General features: G+C 64.8%; 11 protein-coding genes, 1 tRNA gene and 4 pseudogenes. All 16 read left to right on the forward strand.

Translation table 11 applies throughout. From position 1 onward, the window contains the following. The first annotated feature begins 2 nt into the window (after nt 1-2). The 16 genes and pseudogenes from murD (at nt 3) to obgE (ending at nt 18,180) form a co-directional block, all read left to right on the forward strand. The gene (murD, locus tag ADT71_RS18745; protein WP_054439236.1) at nt 3-1,382 is read left to right on the forward strand and encodes a UDP-N-acetylmuramoyl-L-alanine--D-glutamate ligase; all 1,380 of its coding nucleotides are present in this window, start codon (nt 3-5) and stop codon (nt 1,380-1,382) included. Then, on the forward strand, nt 1,382-2,587 hold the full coding sequence (locus tag ADT71_RS18750) for an FtsW/RodA/SpoVE family cell cycle protein (RefSeq protein ID WP_054439239.1): 1,206 nt from the start codon (nt 1,382-1,384) through the stop codon (nt 2,585-2,587). The genes murD and ADT71_RS18750 overlap by 1 nt, the downstream gene beginning before the upstream one ends. Continuing rightward, nucleotides 2,584-3,872, forward strand: a pseudogene (gene murG, locus ADT71_RS18755) (undecaprenyldiphospho-muramoylpentapeptide beta-N-acetylglucosaminyltransferase). Before ADT71_RS18750 ends, murG begins: the two are co-directional and overlap by 4 nt. Beyond that, entirely contained in the window at nt 3,869-5,290 is a 1,422-nt protein-coding gene (murC, locus tag ADT71_RS18760; protein WP_054439243.1) for a UDP-N-acetylmuramate--L-alanine ligase, read from the forward strand. Before murG ends, murC begins: the two are co-directional and overlap by 4 nt. After that, nucleotides 5,287-6,222, forward strand: a complete 936-nt coding sequence (murB, locus tag ADT71_RS18765; RefSeq protein ID WP_054439352.1) for a UDP-N-acetylmuramate dehydrogenase — start codon at nt 5,287-5,289, stop codon at nt 6,220-6,222. Before murC ends, murB begins: the two co-directional genes overlap by 4 nt. After that, nucleotides 6,219-7,189: pseudogene (locus ADT71_RS18770) on the forward strand (D-alanine--D-alanine ligase). The gene murB and the pseudogene ADT71_RS18770 overlap by 4 nt, the downstream one beginning before the upstream one ends. Then, a complete protein-coding gene (locus ADT71_RS18775) occupies nt 7,186-8,148 on the forward strand; it encodes a cell division protein FtsQ/DivIB (RefSeq protein WP_054439245.1) in 963 nt (320 codons plus the stop codon). The pseudogene ADT71_RS18770 and the gene ADT71_RS18775 overlap by 4 nt, the downstream one beginning before the upstream one ends. After that, complete coding sequence (ftsA, locus tag ADT71_RS18780) at nt 8,148-9,530, forward strand: cell division protein FtsA (protein WP_082370447.1); 1,383 nt, start codon at nt 8,148-8,150, stop codon at nt 9,528-9,530. The genes ADT71_RS18775 and ftsA overlap by 1 nt, the downstream gene beginning before the upstream one ends. Nucleotides 9,531-9,596: 66 nt before the next feature. Then, a pseudogene (gene ftsZ / locus ADT71_RS18785) lies at nt 9,597-11,164 on the forward strand (cell division protein FtsZ). Between the two features lie 195 nt (nt 11,165-11,359). After that, complete coding sequence (locus ADT71_RS18790) at nt 11,360-13,294, forward strand: SPOR domain-containing protein (RefSeq protein ID WP_231636036.1); 1,935 nt, start codon at nt 11,360-11,362, stop codon at nt 13,292-13,294. Between the two features lie 195 nt (nt 13,295-13,489). After that, nucleotides 13,490-14,008, forward strand: a complete 519-nt coding sequence (locus tag ADT71_RS18795; RefSeq protein WP_082370452.1) for a YbjN domain-containing protein — start codon at nt 13,490-13,492, stop codon at nt 14,006-14,008. Nucleotides 14,009-14,150: 142 nt separating this feature from the next. After that, entirely contained in the window at nt 14,151-14,957 is an 807-nt protein-coding gene (locus ADT71_RS18800) for a pyrroline-5-carboxylate reductase (RefSeq protein ID WP_054439251.1), read from the forward strand. 163 nt (nt 14,958-15,120) lie between these two features. Then, nucleotides 15,121-15,860, forward strand: a pseudogene (locus ADT71_RS18805) (Bax inhibitor-1/YccA family protein). Between the two features lie 288 nt (nt 15,861-16,148). Beyond that, nucleotides 16,149-16,718, forward strand: a complete 570-nt coding sequence (locus ADT71_RS18810; RefSeq protein WP_197283081.1) for a hypothetical protein — start codon at nt 16,149-16,151, stop codon at nt 16,716-16,718. Between the two features lie 143 nt (nt 16,719-16,861). Further along, nucleotides 16,862-16,937: transfer RNA gene (locus ADT71_RS18815), tRNA-Ala, on the forward strand. Nucleotides 16,938-17,124: 187 nt separating this feature from the next. Continuing rightward, nucleotides 17,125-18,180: a GTPase ObgE gene (gene obgE / locus ADT71_RS18820; RefSeq protein ID WP_054439254.1), complete on the forward strand. Its 1,056-nt coding sequence runs from the start codon at nt 17,125-17,127 to the stop codon at nt 18,178-18,180. The last annotated feature ends 58 nt before the right edge of the window (nt 18,181-18,238 follow it).

Below are 18,238 nucleotides of genomic sequence, written 5' to 3' on the forward strand. Positions count from 1 at the left end.
ACGTGATCGTCTCCCCCGCCTTTGCCGGAAAACGCTATGCGGTCCTAGGGCTCGCGCGCTCGGGCCTCACCGCGGTCGAGACGCTGCTGGCGAGCGGCGCTCACGTCATGGCCTGGGATTCGCGCGAGGAACCGCGCCAGGCGCTCTGCGCACGCAGCCAGGACGAGAGCGTAGAAGTGGCCGATCCGGTCACGGCTGATCTTACCGGCTATGACGGCGTCATCGTCTCGCCCGGCGTTCCGCTGAACAAGCATCCGATCGCCGAGGTCGCGCGCCGTCAGGACGTGCCGGTAATCGGCGATATAGAGCTTTTCGCACTGGCGCGCACGATCGCGCCCGGCGAGGGCGGTTTGCCCGCGCACCGCGTGGTGGGCATCACCGGCACCAACGGCAAGTCCACCACGACCTCGCTGGTCCACCACCTTCTCGAAAGCGCCGGAGTGCCCGCGCGCGTCGGCGGCAACATCGGCGTGCCGGTGCTTGGCGAAGTTCCGCTGCCCGAGGGCGGCGTCTATGTGCTGGAACTGTCGAGCTACCAGATCGACCTCACCCGCAGCCTCGATTGCGACGTGGCGGCGCTGCTCAACATCACGCCCGACCATCTCGATCGCTACGATGGTTTCGAGGCTTATGCGGCCTCGAAGGCCCGCCTGTTCGAGATGCAGGATGCCGCCCGTCCGGCCATCTTCGGCACGGGCGACCGCGAGACTTCCGATATTGCCGAGGCAGAGGAGGCGCGCCGCGCGGCCGGCCTCGTGCGCCGGGTCGACGGGCAGGGTCTCGTCGCGCTGCAAAAGGACTGGCCTTCGCTGCAAGGTCCGCACAACCTTCAGAACGCGGCCGTAGCGGTCGCCATCGTAGAGGCGCTGGGCATTCCCGCCGAGCAGTGGGAACCGGCGCTGCGCACGTTCAGCGGATTGCCGCACCGCATGGAGCGCGTGGCCGAGGCGAACGGCGTCCTTTACATCAATGACAGCAAGGCTACCAACCCGGCCTCGACCGCGCCTGCGCTTGCTGCGTTTCCACCTGATCCGGCGCCGCGCATCCACTGGATTCTGGGCGGTCTGCCAAAGGGCGACGACCTTGACGAGTGCGCGCCTTTCTTCGGCAATGTGGCCGCCGCCTATACCATCGGCGATGCCGGCCCGCGCTTCGCCGAGATCCTGACGCCATTTACCGAAGTCCATCGCAGCGAGATGATGGCCGAGGCAATCCGCGAGGCCATGGCCCGCGCGAAGCCCGGCGATGTTGTCATGCTGTCTCCGGCTTGCGCCAGTTTCGATCAGTTCCGCGACTATGAGGCGCGCGGCCTGGTGTTCCGCCAGATCGTCGAGGCGCTGCTCGAGGCGCAGGGCGAAGATGCCGATGGGGTGAAGCACTGATGGCCACAATCGCGCCCGGCACCGGAGCGGTTCCCGCGAACACACGCTACAACCGCAACCGCCGGGGGCAACTCGCGATCTGGTGGCAGGAGATCGACCGCAGCGTGCTTGCGCTGGTGCTGATCCTGATGGGGATCGGCGCGGTGGCGGTGGCGGCGGGCTCTCCGGCGAGCGCGCGGCGCCTTTCGACGGCGCACGAGAAGCTTTCGCAGCTGCACTTCTTCTGGCTGCACCTGCGGTGGCAGTTCGTGGGCCTTTGCGCGATGTTCTGGGCTTCCAGCCTGTCGAAGGACAGTGCGCGCCGGGTCGGCATCCTCATCGCGGCCGTCATGCTTGTCGGGCTGGTGCTGGTCCCGGTGGTCGGTTCCGAAGTGAATGGCGCGCGGCGCTGGCTGAAGCTGGGGATCTCGATCCAGCCTTCGCAGTTTCTGGGATCGGGCTTTCCGATCCTGCTGGCCTGGATCCTCTCGTGGCGCGCGCGTGATCCGCATATTCCGGTGGTTGCGATCTGCTTCTGCCTGATGGGCCTGCTGGGCGCGCTACTGATGGCGCAGCCCGATTTCGGTTCGACGATGCTGTTTTCGGGCACGTTCTTCGTGATGATCCTGCTGGCCGGTATCCAGCTCAAGCGCATCGGCATGTTCGCGGGCGTGGGCATCGGCGGCCTTGTCCTGATGTACTTCACCTATGACAACGGGCGTAATCGCATCGATTCCTTCCTGTCGGGCGGGAATGCCTTCGATCAGGTGGACCTCGCGCAGCGCACCTTGCTCAACGGTGGATGGTTCGGACAGGGTTTCTGGATGGGCATCAGGAAGATGGCGCTGCCCGAAGCCCATACCGACTATATCTTCTCGGTGATCGGTGAGGAATTCGGCCTGATCGCCTGCATCATCATCGTCATGATCTATCTTGCGCTGCTGACCCGCGTGATGCTGCGCCTGGTGGACGAGGAAGACCTTTTCACGGTACTCGCGGCAGCCGGGATCGGCTCGCAGTTCGGGGGGCAGGCCTTCATCAATATCCTGGTCAACCTGCAACTCTTCCCTTCCAAGGGCATGACCCTGCCGCTGATCAGCTATGGCGGTTCGTCCACGGTGGCCATGTGCATGACGGTGGGGCTGCTGCTGGCGATCACGCGCCGCAATCCGTTCATCAAGCGCGAGAGGTTCTCGCTTCGCGCCGTTGGAGACTTTTCTTCATGAGTTCGGCCGTAAAAGGCTCGGTAAGCCGCCACTACGTCCTTGCCGCGGGCGGGACGGGCGGGCACCTCATTCCCGCTTTCGCGCTCGCCGCCGAACTGGATCGGCGCGGGCATCATGTTGCGCTCATCACGGACGAGCGGGGCGCGGCGATTCCGGGCAAGCCTGACTATCTGCCTGCCCATGTCCTGCCGCAGGGCCGGATCGCTGGGAAAAACCCGCTGAACTGGCTCAGGGGTGCCAAGGGCATTCTTTCCGGCCGCGCCATGGCGCTGCGCCTGTTCGAAAGCTTCGAACCGACCGCCGTGGTGGGCTTCGGCGGCTATCCCGCGCTGCCGACGATGCTGGCCGCCAACTCGGCTAAAATCCCGACTATCCTGCATGAGCAGAATTCGGTGCTGGGCCGTGTAAACCGTTATTTCGCGAGCAAGGTGAACGCCATCGCCACGGCTTTCGAGCAAGTTGACATGCTCGATCCCAGGTTTTCGGACAAGGTGACGCTGGTCGCAATCCGGTGCGGGACGAAGTCCTGGCCCTGCGTGACGCGCCGTTCCCCGAATTCGGCGAGGACAGCCTGCTGCGCATCCTCGTGACCGGCGGAAGCCAGGGCGCTCGCGTTCTGTCGCAAGTCGTGCCCGATGCTCTCGCGATGCTGCCACCCACCTTGCGTTCGCGCCTCCAGGTCATCCAGCAGTGCCGCGCCGAGGATATCGAAGGCGTCCGTGCGCGCTATGTAAACCACGGTATTCCGGCCGAACTTGCGACCTATTTCGAGGACATGGCCGAGCGCCTTGCCGGTGCGCACTTGTTCATCGGACGCTCTGGCGCGTCGACCATCGCGGAACTGACCGATGTGGGCCGTCCTGCGATCCTGATTCCGCTGCCTTACGCAACCGACGACCACCAGACCGCCAATGCGCGCGAGATCGTGGCTGCGGGCGGTGCGCGTGTGATCCGCCAGCCGGCGATCACCACCGAGGATGCGGACACTTACAGCGGCGAACGGCGCAATGCGCTTCTGAAGGAGCAGGCCGACCTGTTCCAGAAGATGGCCAAGGAAGTCTGCCTGCAGATCCAGGCCATCGCCCAGAATCCCGAAACGCTGGCCAATGCCGCGCATGCCGCATGGAACTGCGGCTATCCCAATGCCGCCAGCGATCTTGCCGATCTTGTCGAAGGCTTCGGCGCCACCCCGATAATGGACGTAATTCGAATGGAGAAGGCCATGCCCGCCAAGGGCGGCGAAGCCCTTGCCAAGAGCAAGCTGGTCAAGGAATCCGTGCAGTGAGGGGCGTCGGCACTGACATCGGCACGATCCACTTCGTGGGCATCGGCGGCATCGGCATGTCGGGCATCGCCGAAGTGATGCACAACCTCGGCTACTCGGTGCAGGGCTCCGACATCGCCGAGGGCTATGTGGTGGAGGGCCTGCGCGGGCGCGGGATCAAGGTCATGATCGGGCAGTCGGCGGAGAACGTCGAAGGCGTGGCCGTGGTCGTCACCTCGACCGCCGTGAAGCGCGATAATCCCGAAGTTGTCCATGCGCTCGAAAACCGCATTCCCGTGGTCCGCCGCGCCGAGATGCTGGCCGAACTGATGCGCCTCAAGAACACCGTGGCGGTGGCTGGCACTCACGGCAAGACCACGACCACGTCCATGGTTGCGGCGCTGCTCGATGCGGGCGGGGTCGATCCCACCGTCATCAACGGCGGCATCATCAATTCCTACGGTTCGAACGCGCGCCTCGGCGCCTCGGACTGGATGGTGGTGGAAGCCGACGAGAGCGACGGCTCGTTCCTGCGCCTCGATGGGACTATCGCCGTCGTCACCAATATCGATCCCGAGCATCTCGATCACTACGGCTCGTTCGACAAGGTGAAGGATTCCTTCGTCGAATTCATCGAGAACGTGCCCTTCTACGGCGCGGCGATGCTCTGCATCGACCACCCGGAAGTGCAGGCGATCATCCCCAAGATCCGCGACCGCCGCGTGGTGACTTACGGCTTCTCCGCTCAGGCCGACATTCGGGGCGAGAACGTGACGCCCATTCCCGGCGGCAACCGCTTCGACGTGGCGCTGCGCCAGCGGGACGGCTCGTTCCGCCGGATCGAGGGCATCGAACTGCCGATGCCGGGCCGCCACAACGTCCAGAACGCGCTCGCCGCTGTCGGCGTCGCGGTGGAGATGGGTTGCTCGGAAGAGTGCATCCAGACGGGGTTCTCGAAATTCGGCGGCGTGAAGCGCCGCTTCACCAAGGTCGGCGAAATCGAGGTGGATGGCGGTGTCGTCACCGTGATCGATGATTACGGCCACCATCCGGTCGAGATTCGCGCCGTGCTCGCCGCTGCGCGCGAAGGCGTGCGCAATCGCGTGATCGCCGTGGTTCAGCCGCACCGCTTCACGCGCCTGCGTGACCATATGGAAGACTTCGAAGGCGCCTTCAACGATGCCGACGTGGTTTATGCGGCGCCGGTCTACGCAGCGGGCGAGCAGCCGATCGAAGGCGTCGATTCCGATCACATGGTCTCCGGCATGAAGGCGCGCGGGCACCGTTCCGCGCAAGTCATTGCCGGCCCCGACGCACTGGCCGATGTGCTGGCAACCTCGATCCAGCCGGGCGACATGATCGTCTGCCTCGGCGCAGGTGACATCACCAAGTGGGCGGCAGGTCTCGCCGACGCGATCCGGGCGCGGAGGGCCGCTTGAGCCAAGCCGCGCATCTTCCGCAGGTTTCCGGCAAGCTGAAAGCCGACGCACCGCTGGCGCCGCTCGTCTGGTTCAAGTCGGGCGGCGGCCGACGTGGCGTGTTCGAGCCGAAGGATCTGGCCGATCTTCAGGGATTCCTGCGCGATCTCGATCCGTCGGTCCCGGTGATGGCGCTGGGCCTTGGTTCGAACATGATCGTGCGCGACGGCGGCGTTCCGGGCGTAGTGATCCGCCTCGGCAAGGCGTTCGCGAAAGTCACCCGCGCCGATGAGGTCACGCTCGAATGCGGCGGCGGGGCCAGCGGCATTCTCGTCTCCTCCACCGCGCGGGACAACGGTATTGCCGGCGTCGAATTCCTGCGCTCGATCCCCGGCACTGTCGGCGGCTTCGTGCGGATGAACGGCGGCGCCTATGGCGGCGAGGTCAAGGACGTGCTTGTCGATTGCGACGTGGTTCTGCGCGACGGTTCGCTGGTCACGCTCGGCAATGTCGATCTCGGCTATACCTATCGCCACTCCGAACTCCCCGAAGGCGCCGTCGTTGTCGCTGCGCGCTTCAAGGGCCGTGCCGGTGAACCGGAAGCGATCCAGGCCGAGATGGACCGCATTTCCGCCAGCCGCGAGGCCAGCCAGCCGCTGCGCAGCAAGACCGGTGGCTCGACCTTCAAGAACCCCGAAGGCCACAAGGCCTGGCAGCTTGTGGACGAAGCAGGATGCCGCGGCCTGACCCTCGGCGGCGCGCAAGTGAGCGAGAAGCACACCAACTTCCTGCTCAACGTCTCCGACGCCACCAGCAGCGATATCGAGGCCCTGGGCGAGGAAGTCCGCCGCCGGGTCAAGGAAAAGTCGGGCGTCGCGCTCGAATGGGAAATTCAGCGCGTGGGCATGTTCGCCGACGCGTCAGGCCAAGCACGAGTAGGTATCCAGAAGTGACTCTCCCCAAACTCCACGTCGCAGTCCTGATGGGCGGTTGGTCGAACGAACGGCCGGTCTCGCTGATGAGCGGCGAGGGCGTGGCCAAGCGCTCGAGTCCAAGGGCCACAAGGTCACCCGTATCGACATGGACCGCGATGTCGCGCTGCGTCTGTCGGAAGCGAAGCCGGATGTCGTGTTCAACGCGCTCCACGGGGCGCCGGGCGAGGACGGCACGGTGCAGGGCATGATGGACCTGATGGGCCTCACCTACACGCATTCCGGCCTCGCCACTTCGGTGATCGCCATCGACAAGGAACTGACCAAGCAGGCGCTGGTCCCCCACGGCATTCCGATGCCCGGCGGCCGCATCGTTGAGAGCGCGGAAATCCACAAGCGCGATCCGCTGCCGCGTCCCTATGTACTCAAGCCCGTCAACGAGGGGTCCTCGGTCGGCGTGGCCATCGTCACCGCCGAGGGGAACTACGGCAATCCCATCGCGCCGGATGCCAAGGGGCCGTGGCAGGAATTCGACCGCCTTTTGGCCGAACCGTTCATCCGTGGCCGCGAACTGACCACCGCCGTGATCGGCGGGCCGAACACAGGGGAACGGGCTCTGCTGGTCACCGAACTCAAGCCGAAGTCTGGCTTCTATGACTTCGACGCCAAGTATACCGACGGCATGACCGAACACGTCTGCCCGGCGGAAATCCCCGACGAGATCACGGCGGCCTGCAAGGATCTCGCGCTGCGCTCCCACCAGTTGCTCGGCTGCAAGGGCACCAGCCGCGCCGACTTCCGCTGGGACGACACGCAGGGCATCGAGGGCTTGTTCCTGCTGGAGGTCAACACCCAGCCGGGCATGACCCCGCTCAGCCTCGTTCCCGAACAGGCGCGTGCCTGCGGCATGGAATACCCCGATCTCGTGGAGGCTATCATCGCCGAAGCGCTTGCCGACGCCGGAAAGGTCGCCAAGGGGGGCAAATGAGCCAGACGATCCGGCGCAAGCCGAAGACAGCGCGAAAGGCCGCAGCGGCCCAGAACACCAAGGCCAAGGTGCGCCAGGCCAAGGCGACGAGCGGCACGGCCGTCGACACGGTGATGAGCTGGCTGCCCTTCACCGAGGAGCAGCTTCACAAGATCTTCCTCGTCGCCATCCTCGGCGGCGCGGGCTTGCTCGTCTGGGTCGTGGCTAATGCAGCGGGCGTGCCGATGCTTGCGGGCAAGCAGTTTGCGCAAGTCGCCGCAGATGCCGGGTTCGAGGTTAAGCGCGTGGAAGTGCGCGGCGTGAAGAACCTCAACGAGCTGAAAGTCTACGAAAAGGCCCTGGCCGAGCGCGACCGGTCGATGACGCAGGTCGACCTTGACGGGCTGCGCGGCGAGCTGCTTGGCCTGTCGTGGGTCAAGGACGCGCGTGTTTCGCGGCAGCTTCCCGATACGTTGGTGATCGACATCGTCGAACGCGAACCGCACGCCGTCCTGCGCAAGGCCGACCGCTTCGTGCTGATCGACGAGACCGGGCAGGAGCTTGAGGCGATCAACCGCAAGGATGCCAAGGGCAAGCTGATCGTCTCCGGCCCCGGTGCGGGTCAGCAGGTTACGCAGCTCGGGCACTTGCTTGAAGCGGCGCCCGCGCTTCAGCCCAAGGTCCAGGAGGCGGAGTGGATCGGCAACCGCCGCTGGAACCTGACTTTCCAGACCGGACAAGTGCTGGCGCTGCCGGAGGGCGACAACGAATCCGCCGGCGCACTGGTGACATTCGCGCGGCTGGACGGCACTAACCGGTTGATCGGCGGCAAGGTCACTGCAATCGACATGCGGGCGAAGGACCGCATCTATCTGCGGGTTCCCGATGCCGAAGGACAGGAATTGGCGATGAAGGCGGGTGCAGTCCCCCATACCGGCGTTGAAGCCAGCGGCGATGCCGCCGCAGCGGAGGAACAGTGATGGCACCACCTCGCATCACCCGCGTATTCGGTGCGGTCAATATCGGTTCCTTCCGCATTTCCGCCATCGTTGCGGGCATGTCCGAGATGGGCGACATGATCGTGCTGGGTTCGGGCCACCGCGCATCCCAGGGGATCAAGCGCGGCTACGTCACGGATATGGCGGCGGCAACTTACGCTGTGCGCGATGCCATCGACCGCGCCGAGAAAATGGCCGACACCAGCGTTTCCAAGGTCTGGATCGGCTGCTCGGGCGCAGGGCTCGCCAGCCGCATCGACCAGTTCGATGCCGAGATCGGCGGTCGCCGCATCGAGCAGGAGGATATCGACCAGCTCCTGATCTCGGCGCGTGAGGTGATCCAGCCGGACGGACGCATGGTGCTCCATGCGCAGCCCGCGCAATATCGCCTCGACGGTGCGCACGGCGTTGGCAATCCCAAGGGGCTCCATGCCGAACGGCTGGGTGTCGACATCCACATCATGCTGGCCGAAGGCGCCCCGATCAGGAACCTGACCGAGGCCGTGCAGTGCGCGCACCTCGAAGTCGAGGCGGTGGTCGGCTCGCCGATTGCGGCGGGTCAGGCCTGTCTTTCGCCGGAAGAGCGCGACCTTGGCGTGGCGCTTGTTGAATTCGGCGCGGAAGTTACCAATGTCGCGGTCTATTCGCACGGGCTGCTGATCGACATGATCTCGATCCCGATGGGCTCGGCGGACATCACCGATGCCGTGGCCTCGGCCTTCGGTATTCGCCGTTTCCAGGCGGAGCGCCTCAAGTGCGTGAACGGTTCGGCGATCGCCAGCCCGCACGATCACCGCGAACTGATCCCGGTCAATGCTCCGGGCGAAGAGGGAACCGGCCCGATCGCCCGTCATGCCGACGACAAGAACCGGATACCGCGCGCCGAGTTGATCGGCGTCATTACCGGCCAGCTCGGTATCCTGATGGAAGAGATCAACAAGGCGCTCAAGCTGATGCGCTTCAACGCGCAGCGCGGCAAACAGGTGGTCTTCACCGGTGGCGGTGCCGAGCTTGTGGGACTTGCCGACTATGCGCAGGCCGCACTTGGAAAACCGGTCCGTATCGGCCGTGTTCCGCACCTGTCCGGCCTGGCCGAAGCTCACGTCAAACCGGGCTTTTCCACGCTTGCCGGGCTTGTCCTGTATGCCGCGGCCGACCCGATCGACATTCGTACTTTCGGCAAGAACAGACAAGGTTCAGTGAGTTACAGCGGCCTCGGTGTGGTCAATCGCGTCTATAGAGCATTGAGGGAATACTTTGAGCACTTTGCCCAGCCGTGCAATCCTTGCGACGGGGATGGCACGATCGGCTGGATTTCGCGGTTTCGGCTGTGGACAACAGGGCCGCATGCTTTGCCTAGATGAAGGCAGGCGTGCAATCAGGCTAGTCAAGGTAAATTTCTTCGCGCACGTGCCTGCCAGGAGAACGAAATGAGCATCAACATCGGACCGCCGGCGATCGAAGAGCTTCGCCCGCGCATTGTCGTCATCGGCGTAGGCGGTGCGGGCGGCAACGCCATCGCCAATATGATCCAGGCCCAAATAGAGGGTGTGGACTTCGTCGTCGCCAATACCGACGCCCAGGCGCTCAACAATTCGATCGCCGAAACCCGCATCCAGCTCGGGCCCGAGATCACGCAGGGGCTCGGCGCCGGCGCGCGTCCGGAAGTGGGCCGGGCGCAGCGGAAGAAACCATCGAAGAGATCGAACGTCTGCTTGACGGCGTTCACATGGTCTTCATCGCCGCCGGCATGGGCGGCGGCACCGGCACGGGTGCCGCGCCGATCATCGCGCAGGCCGCGCGCGCCAAGGGCGTGCTGACGGTGGGCGTGGTGTCCAAGCCCTTCATGTTCGAAGGCACGCGCCGCATGCGTTCGGCGGACTCGGGCATCGAGGAGCTTCAGAAGCACGTCGATACCCTGATCGTCATTCCGAACCAGAACCTGTTCCTGGTCGCCAAGGCAGAGACCACTTTCAAGGAAGCTTTCCAGCTTGCCGACGAAGTGCTCCAGCAGGGCGTGCGCTCGATCACCGATCTCATGATCATGCCCGGCCTCATCAACCTCGACTTCGCGGACGTCCGCTCGGTCATGGGCGAAATGGGCAAGGCGATGATGGGCACCGGTGAGGGCGAAGGCCAGAACCGCGCACTGGAAGCGGCTGAACGCGCCATAGCGAACCCGTTGCTTGACGGCGTGTCGATGCAGGGTGCCAAGGGCGTGATCATCTCGATCATCGGCGGCGACGACATGAAGCTGCTCGAAGTCGACGAGGCCGCGAACCATATCCGTGAGCTGGTCGATCCCGATGCCAACATCATCTGGGGCTCGGCTTTCAACCCGGACCTTCAGGGCAAGATCCGCGTCTCGGTGGTTGCCACCGGTATCGAACAGACGACCGAGATGGCGGAAATCGCCTCGCGCCCGCTCAACCTCGGTGCATCGCGCGGCGTCCGGCCGATGGTCTCGCGTCCTGCTCCCGCCCCGGCGCCCGCGCCTGCGGCCGTGGAAGCACCGGCTCCGGTGGCTTTCACGCCCTCGGCTCCGGCCGCGTCCGAGCCTTTCGAACTGTCCACCCCCGCTCCTGAAGCCGCTCCGCAGGCGTTCGGCGAACTGGAACTCGGTGCCGGTGACGAATTCGGCGCAGAAGCCGAGCCGGAAGCATCGAACAATTACGCAAGCCTTTCCGGCCTGCACGGCCAGCGTTCGGAACCGCTCGACCTCGGTGCCTCGGCACAGGCTCAGCCGGCGCCGCAGCGTCAGCAGGACGAACTGCTGCTCAACGGCGGTCTCGTTCCCGATGCCCAGGCTCCGGTCCCGCCGGTTCGCCAGCGTCCGGTGGAGCCCGCGCCTGCCCGCCCCGCCGGCGGCAGCACGCTGTTCGAACGCATGACCAGTCTTTCACGTCCCAAGGCCGCTTCCAGCGAGCCGACCGGAGAGGATGACGAGGGCGGTTCGATCAGCATTCCGCGTTTCCTCGGACGTCAGAACAACCAGTAAACGATATAGCGGTTCGGCCTAGTGTCATGCCGGTCCGAACCGCCGTTTTCCGCTTATTCTCCTCGGGTTCAGGAAAGGGGCGGCATAGGCTGCCCCGTTCAGTTACAGGTTCAGGCCCGCCACCAGCCGGGCCTTGCGCGTTTTTGAGAGGTTTCCCGGGTCTTGCGTCTGCGCCAGAGGGTATCGAGCAAGTGGTTGGCCGGCACGGCAGCCTGTGTTGCGCTGGCTTTCCCGATGACGCTACAGGCGCAGGCTCCTGTCGTCTCGCGCCCCGTGGTGCAGGCGCTTCCCAGCGCCGATCAGAAAGCGCTCAACGGCGCGCTGGCGAGGCTGGGTCGTAACCCCCGCGATACCGCAGCCCTCCTCGAAGCCGGCGATTCCGCGAGGAAGCTGGGCGATTTCGATGCGGCCATCGGCTTCTATCGCCGTGCGGATGAAATCTCTCCGGGCAATGGGCGGGTGAAGGCCGGGCTTGCCGCTTCTCTTGCGCAGAGCGGCGATCCGGTTGCCGCGCTGCCGCTGTTCGCCGAAGCCGAGCGGGCAGGGGCCACGCCAGCGCTTATCGCTGCCGATCGCGGCCTCGCTTATGATCTCGTCGGCGACAATGCGACGGCGCAGCGCTATTATGCGATGGTGCTGGGCACGGCCGCCGATGACGAGGTTCGCATGCGGCTGGCGATAAGCCAGGCCATCGCCGGTGACGCCAAGACCTCCGAAGCGACGATCATGCCGCTCCTGCGCAAGCAGGACAAGCCGGGCTGGCGCACCCGTGCCTTTGCTCTGGCGATTGCCGGTGACACCAAGCAGGCAGTGGAAGTTTCGGATACGATCCTGCCGCCCCAACTCGCCCAGAACATTGCGCCGTACTTGCGGTACATGCCGCGCTTGACCCCGGCGCAGCAGGCGGCTGCTGCCAATCTGGGCAAGTTCCCCCGCGCTTCGGAAATCGGCCGGGACGATGCCCGCATCGCTGCCTATGCGCCGACCACACGCGTGGCGACGGCTGACGCCAACCTTGTCCCGCGCGGAGAGGCGCTGGGCGGCGGGAAGGCTTCATCCAAATCGCCGCGTACCACGCGGACGGCAAGCGGTACGGCACGGACGACTTCCGTTGCCGTTGCTGACAGTAACCGCGCGGCCGTGTCCCGCGCGGGCTCCGCTCACGTCCCGCTGCCTGCCAATCCTTCCCGGGAGCAGGTCCGCGTTGCGCCGCCCGAACCCAAGCCGACCATCGAGCGTAACGAAACTGCGGCAGGCGAATTGCCGCCCGTCAGACCGAAGACGGAAGTGCCCGCAGCGCTCGCGGCGACATCCGCGTCCAAGGCCCCCGCATCCGTTTCGTCGCAACCTGCGCCTGCTGCACCGCTTGCCGCGGCGTCCGCGTCTGTGCCGGAAACGACGAGGCCCGCCGCGGCTCAAGTGGCAGCGGCCTCGCCCGGTTTCGACCTTGCCCGCGTGCCCGGCCAGCAGACCGCGGTGACGCCTGCCGCGTCGTCTCCGGCTGTCAGGCCGGCCACACCCGAAGCGCCGCCGGTGCCCAGTGCCCAGCAGCTTTCGCTCGAACAGATCTTCGCCGATCTCGGAAAGCCGACGATGCAGATCGTCCCCACTTCCGGTGCGGTCGATATTCGGCAGATCGAACCGGCCCGTCCGGCGCCTCCGCGCATCGAACTTCCCAAGCCGGAACCGGATTCGAAAGCCGCGGACAAGCCTGCCACCAAGACCGATCCGAAGGCGGCCGCCAAGGTCGATCCCAAGCTTGATCCGAAAACGGCCAAGGCAGACGCGAAATCGAGCGCCAAGCCTGCGAAGGCAGAGCCCGCCAAGCCCAAGAAGCCGCTTCCGCCCGCGCATCCGAGCCGCATCTGGGTGCAGGTCGGCGTAGGCCGGGACAAGGATGCGATCGCGTTCGACTGGCGGCGATCGCTCAAGCAGGCGCCAGCACTGCTCAAGGGGCGGCAGCCCTACATCAGCGATATGGGGCGAACGAACCGCATTCTCGTCGGCCCGTTCGAGACTCAGAAGGCCGCCGGCACTTTCATCGCCGAAGCCAAGAAGCAGGGCTTCAGCGATGCGCTGCCCTGGACCAGCCCTGCGGGGCAGGTGGTGGACGCTCTTTCGGTCAAGTAACGTTTACGTAAAGCGCTCTTCGGAGAATCTCTCGGTCAATTCCGTGGTCGGCAACCTGTCCGAATTAAGGAGCGGTTAGTCTTATCCACACCCTGTGAACAGGCTAGTGCAGTTTTGCTCAGGCGATCGCGGGTCGCGGATTGTGCTTGCCCCCCGATGCAAAGCATCCATGCCTTCACGCTTCCCGGAGGGCAAATGTCGGAAATCATGAGAACGGTACAGGACGACATCGGCCGGGAGGACGAGTCCGCACCGATCGAGATGCTCGCGTCGCTCTTCGAAGCGCGTGACTGGCCCTTTGAATATTCGGGCGAAGACGAGATTTCCGCAGAAGTGAAGGGCGCCTGGGCGACCTATCAGGTCCAGGCGATCTGGCGCGCCGAAGATCGCGTCCTGCAGCTCCTGTGCCTGCCTGACGTGCGCATCGCCGACGCCAAGCGGCAGGCGATGTTCGAGGCTCTGGCGCTCATCAACGAGCAGATCTGGGTCGGCCACTTCGATACCTGGTCGAGCAGCGGCGTCGTGCTTTATCGCCACGGCCTGATGCTGGGTGAGGACGGGCTTCTCGGCCCGGGTCAGGCGCAAACGGTGGTGGAAGCCGCGATCGAGGAATGTGATCGTTTCTATCCGGTGTTCCAGTTCATCCTCTGGGGCGACAAGACCCCTGCCGAGGCGCTGACCGCTGCAATGATCGACGCGGCCGGCGAAGCCTGAACCCGGCCAAGGCCGGAGCCGTGCCTGAGGGCGTGGCCCGGCCCCGATGAGGGCCATTGGCCCTTGGCACCGGTTATGCGCTGCCTTAAGCGCGGGCAATCGAGACGCATCGCAAGGCGTCTTCTCGCGTTAGGGGAATGACATGGACCGCTTTCAGAACATCCTTCTCGTCGGCTGCGGCAATATGGCCGGTGCCATGCTGGAAGGCTGGCTGGCTGGCGGAATTCCGGCCTCCCGCTTCACTGTCGTTGACCCGCACCGTGCGGAAGTTCCCGCAGGCGTGACCTTGCTCAAGGAACTGCCCGCTGCCCGTTTCGATGCGGTCATGCTCGGGATCAAGCCGCAAGGGCTGGACGGTGCCGCTCCGGCCATAGCGCCGCTGGTGGGCAAGGGGACAGTGCTGTTCTCGATCCTGGCCGGTGTGGAATTCGACAGTCTTGCGGCACGCTTCCCCGATGCGGGCGCCATCGTGCGGATCATGCCGAACCTGGCGGCGGCGATCGGCAAGTCACCCATTGCGCTGGATTCGCGTGGTCTTGACGAGATGGGGCGGGCAGCGGTGACGGCGATGATGGAGAAGCTGGGCACGCCGGAATGGCTTGCCGGCGAGGAACTGTTCGATTCCGTGACCGCGCTGGCAGGCTGCGGCCCAGCTTTCGTCTATCGTTTCATCGATTCCCTGGCGGCCGGCGCGGTTGCGCTCGGGCTTGACGAGGGACAGTCGCGCCGGCTCGCCGTGGCCATGGTGGAAGGCGCGGCGCAGCTTGCCGCGGCCTCGCCGTTCTCGCCCGGCGAACTGGCTGACAAGGTCGCGAGCCCGGGCGGTTCGACCCGTGCGGGCATGAACGTGCTGGACGAGGGCGGGGCATTGGCGAAGGTCGTCGCCGCGGCGATGGAAGCTTCGCGGGATCGCAATGCCGAGATGGCGGCGGAAGCCCGCAAGTCCTGATATTTCGCACCGGATCGGCAGCATTACTCCGATCCGGAGGCGATCTTTACATTTTGACACAAATCCCTTTGGCCGGTTTTTCTTGAAATCCCCTGCGCCGGAGCCGATATTCAGGAGCGTACGGGGTCCGCATTTCGCAGGAGCCCGTGAAAGGGAGTTTGAAATGGCGAATTGGAACGACCCCCAGCCCCGCACGGGCTTCGGTGCGTCTCCGAGCCTCGATGGACGTACTGCCGGTCAGGCCGCTTACGACGCTGGCCTGCGTCGGCACATGCTGTCCATCTACAACTACATGGCCTCGGGCGTGCTGCTCTCGGGCATCGTGGCGCTGCTGTTCGCCTCCTCCGGAATGGCGATGCAGGTGCTGACGACGCCGCTGCGCTGGGTGATCATGTTGGCCCCGCTCGGTTTCGTGATGGCGATGAACTTCGGCGTCAACCGCATGAAGACCTCGACTCTCCAGATGCTCTACTGGGGCTTCTGCGTCGTCATGGGTCTCTCGCTGTCGACGATTTTCCTGGTCTTCACGTCCACCTCGATCGCGACGACTTTCTTCGCGACGGCGGCGGCATTCGCTGGCCTCAGTCTGTATGGCTACACCACCAAGAAGGACCTGTCGGGCTTCGGCACGTTCCTTATCATGGGCCTCGTCGGCATTCTGGTGGCCATGCTGGTGAACATCTTCGTGGGTTCAAGCGTCTTGGCACTGGCGATTTCGGTGCTCGGCGTGCTGATCTTCGCAGGCCTCACCGCCTATGACACGCAGATGCTCAAGAACCAGTATTACCAGCTTCGCGGCACGACTTCGTCGGAAAGGCCGTGATTCTGGGCGCGCTCAGCCTCTATCTGGACTTCATCAACATGTTCCAGTTCCTGCTGACGTTCCTGGGCGATCGCCGTTAATCCACGGCTTTTTGACAGGTAAATCGAAAATGCCCGGTGCGATTCGTCGCGCCGGGCATTTTCTTTGGAGTCAAGAAGAGTTAGTAATAGCGCTCTGAGAAATGGAGTGTCCGGGGTGGTTAACCTGAAGAAACGAGGCCTTCTGCGCGGCCTCCCGCTGATGGCGGTTTCGCTCGTTGCGGTGCTTTCCAGCTGCGGCCCGAAAGAGGTTGCCGTGGCCCCGCCGCCGCCGCCGCCCGTTATCGTGATCCCGCCGCGCCCGATGCCGCCGCTTGGTGCGCGCCCAACATGACGGTTCCCGCCCTTGCCGTGGATGGTTCGCGCCATACCGTGAACAGCGGCGTGTCGCAGGCGCAGGCGTTGTGGAATCTCCGTTCGGCCTACAATGTTGCGGCATTGAACTGCCTTGGCCCTCAGTACGAGCCTATTCTTGCAGGCTACAAGGACTTCCTGAAGAAGCATGCCAAGTCGCTGACGGCCACGAACAAGGCGCTCGACAAGGAGTTCCGCACCCGGTTCGGCGCGAAATCCGTGCGGGAGCGCGAAGCCTATCAGACGCAGGTCTATAACTATTTCGCATTGCCGCCGGTCGTTCCCGCCCTGTGCAACGCGGCGATGGGGCTTGCGGTTGACCTGCAGGCAGTTCCGGCGGGCCAGCTTGACGGTTTCGCCGTCAGCGGCCTTGCCAAGGCGGAGGCTCCGTTCAAGGAGTTCTTCAACAGCTACGACCAGTATCGCGCCGATCTCGCGGCCTGGGAGTCGCGCTACGGCGCCGCATCGGCCACTTCGGGGGCCGCCGCTCCCGTGGCGGCGGCGGGCACGCAGCCCAAGGTCGCGGCGCAGGCCTTCGCCCAGTAAAGCTCAAGGCATAGGCAGGGCAGGGGCAGGCGCTCCTGTCCTGCAAAATTGGTTCTGCGGCATTTTTGCTCTTTCAAGCGAAAGAGCACTTCGCTATGGGAGCGCCTCGCTGAACGCTGGACGTTTTGCGAAGATACTGGAACGGGGCCGTAGCTCAGATGGGAGAGCGCGTCGTTCGCAATGACGAGGTCAGGGGTTCGATCCCCCTCGGCTCCACCAGTATTCTAGATTGATGCGTGTCCGGCTCGGTGCCGGGCATCACCCGGCCCGAGACATGGCCGGGTTTTTTGTTTATCTGCGTTGCGGGTTCAGCCAGCATCGCCAGGCACTGGAAGAGAGCCGGTGCCGCCCCGGCGGAGCCTCCGCCAGCCCACTTCAGCTCTCAGGATTGCCGGAAAAAAGACCCATGCATTTTCTCGACCAGGCCAAGATCTACATCCGTTCGGGCGGCGGCGGACCGGGTGCCGTTTCCTTCCGGCGTGAGAAGTACGTGGAATATGGCGGCCCCGACGGCGGTAACGGCGGCAAGGGCGGAGACGTGATCTTCGAGGCCGTCGCCGGTCTCAACACCCTGATCGACTTCCGCTATACCCAGCATTTCAAGGCCCCGCGCGGCGGCCACGGCATGGGCAAGAACCGCAACGGCGCGGCTGGCAAGGACCTTGTAGTCAAGGTTCCGGTCGGCACCCAGCTCATCGATGACGACGACCGCGAGACGGTTCTGGCCGACCTTACCGAGGCGGGCCAGCGCGTGGTCCTGCTCGAAGGCGGCATGGGCGGCCGTGGCAACGCCAGCTACAAGACCAGCACCAACCGCGCGCCGCGCCAGCACCAGCCGGGCATCCCGCCGCAGGAGCTGTGGGTCTGGCTGCGTCTCAAGCTGCTGGCGGACGTCGGTCTGGTGGGCATGCCCAACGCTGGCAAATCGACTTTCATCAACAAGCTTTCGAACACCAAGGCCAAGGTGGGCGATTATGCCTTCACCACGCTGCGGCCGCAGCTCGGCGTCGTCACGCACAAGAACCGTGAGTTCGTGCTGGCCGACATCCCCGGCCTGATCGCCGGCGCGGCGGACGGTGCCGGCATTGGCGACCGTTTCCTGGGCCATATCGAGCGTTGCCGCGTGCTGGTCCACCTTATCGACATCTCCAGCACCGACCCGGTTGAAGCGATGCGGATCGTCGAGGAAGAGCTCGAGGCTTACGGCGAAGGCCTTGAAGACAAGCCGCGTCTCGTCGCGCTCAACAAGATTGATCTCGTCGATGACGCGCTGGCGGCGGACTATGCCCGCGAGCTGCTCAAGGCCGGAGCCGACGAGGTCTTCCCGATTTCGGGCGCGACGGGCAAGGGCATGTCGAAGCTGCTCGATGCGGTGATTGACTATCTCCCTGCCGCCACCGTGACCGAGCGTCCGGAAGGCGAGCGCGAGGAAGCCGACGACAAGCCCTGGTCCCCGATCTGATCCAATCCGGGCGAGCGACGCAGCGGCGTCGCTCGCTTTTATTCGTTACGCTTCAGGC

It is taken from the genome of Novosphingobium sp. ST904, assembly GCF_001298105.1.
GTDB lineage: Bacteria > Pseudomonadota > Alphaproteobacteria > Sphingomonadales > Sphingomonadaceae > Novosphingobium.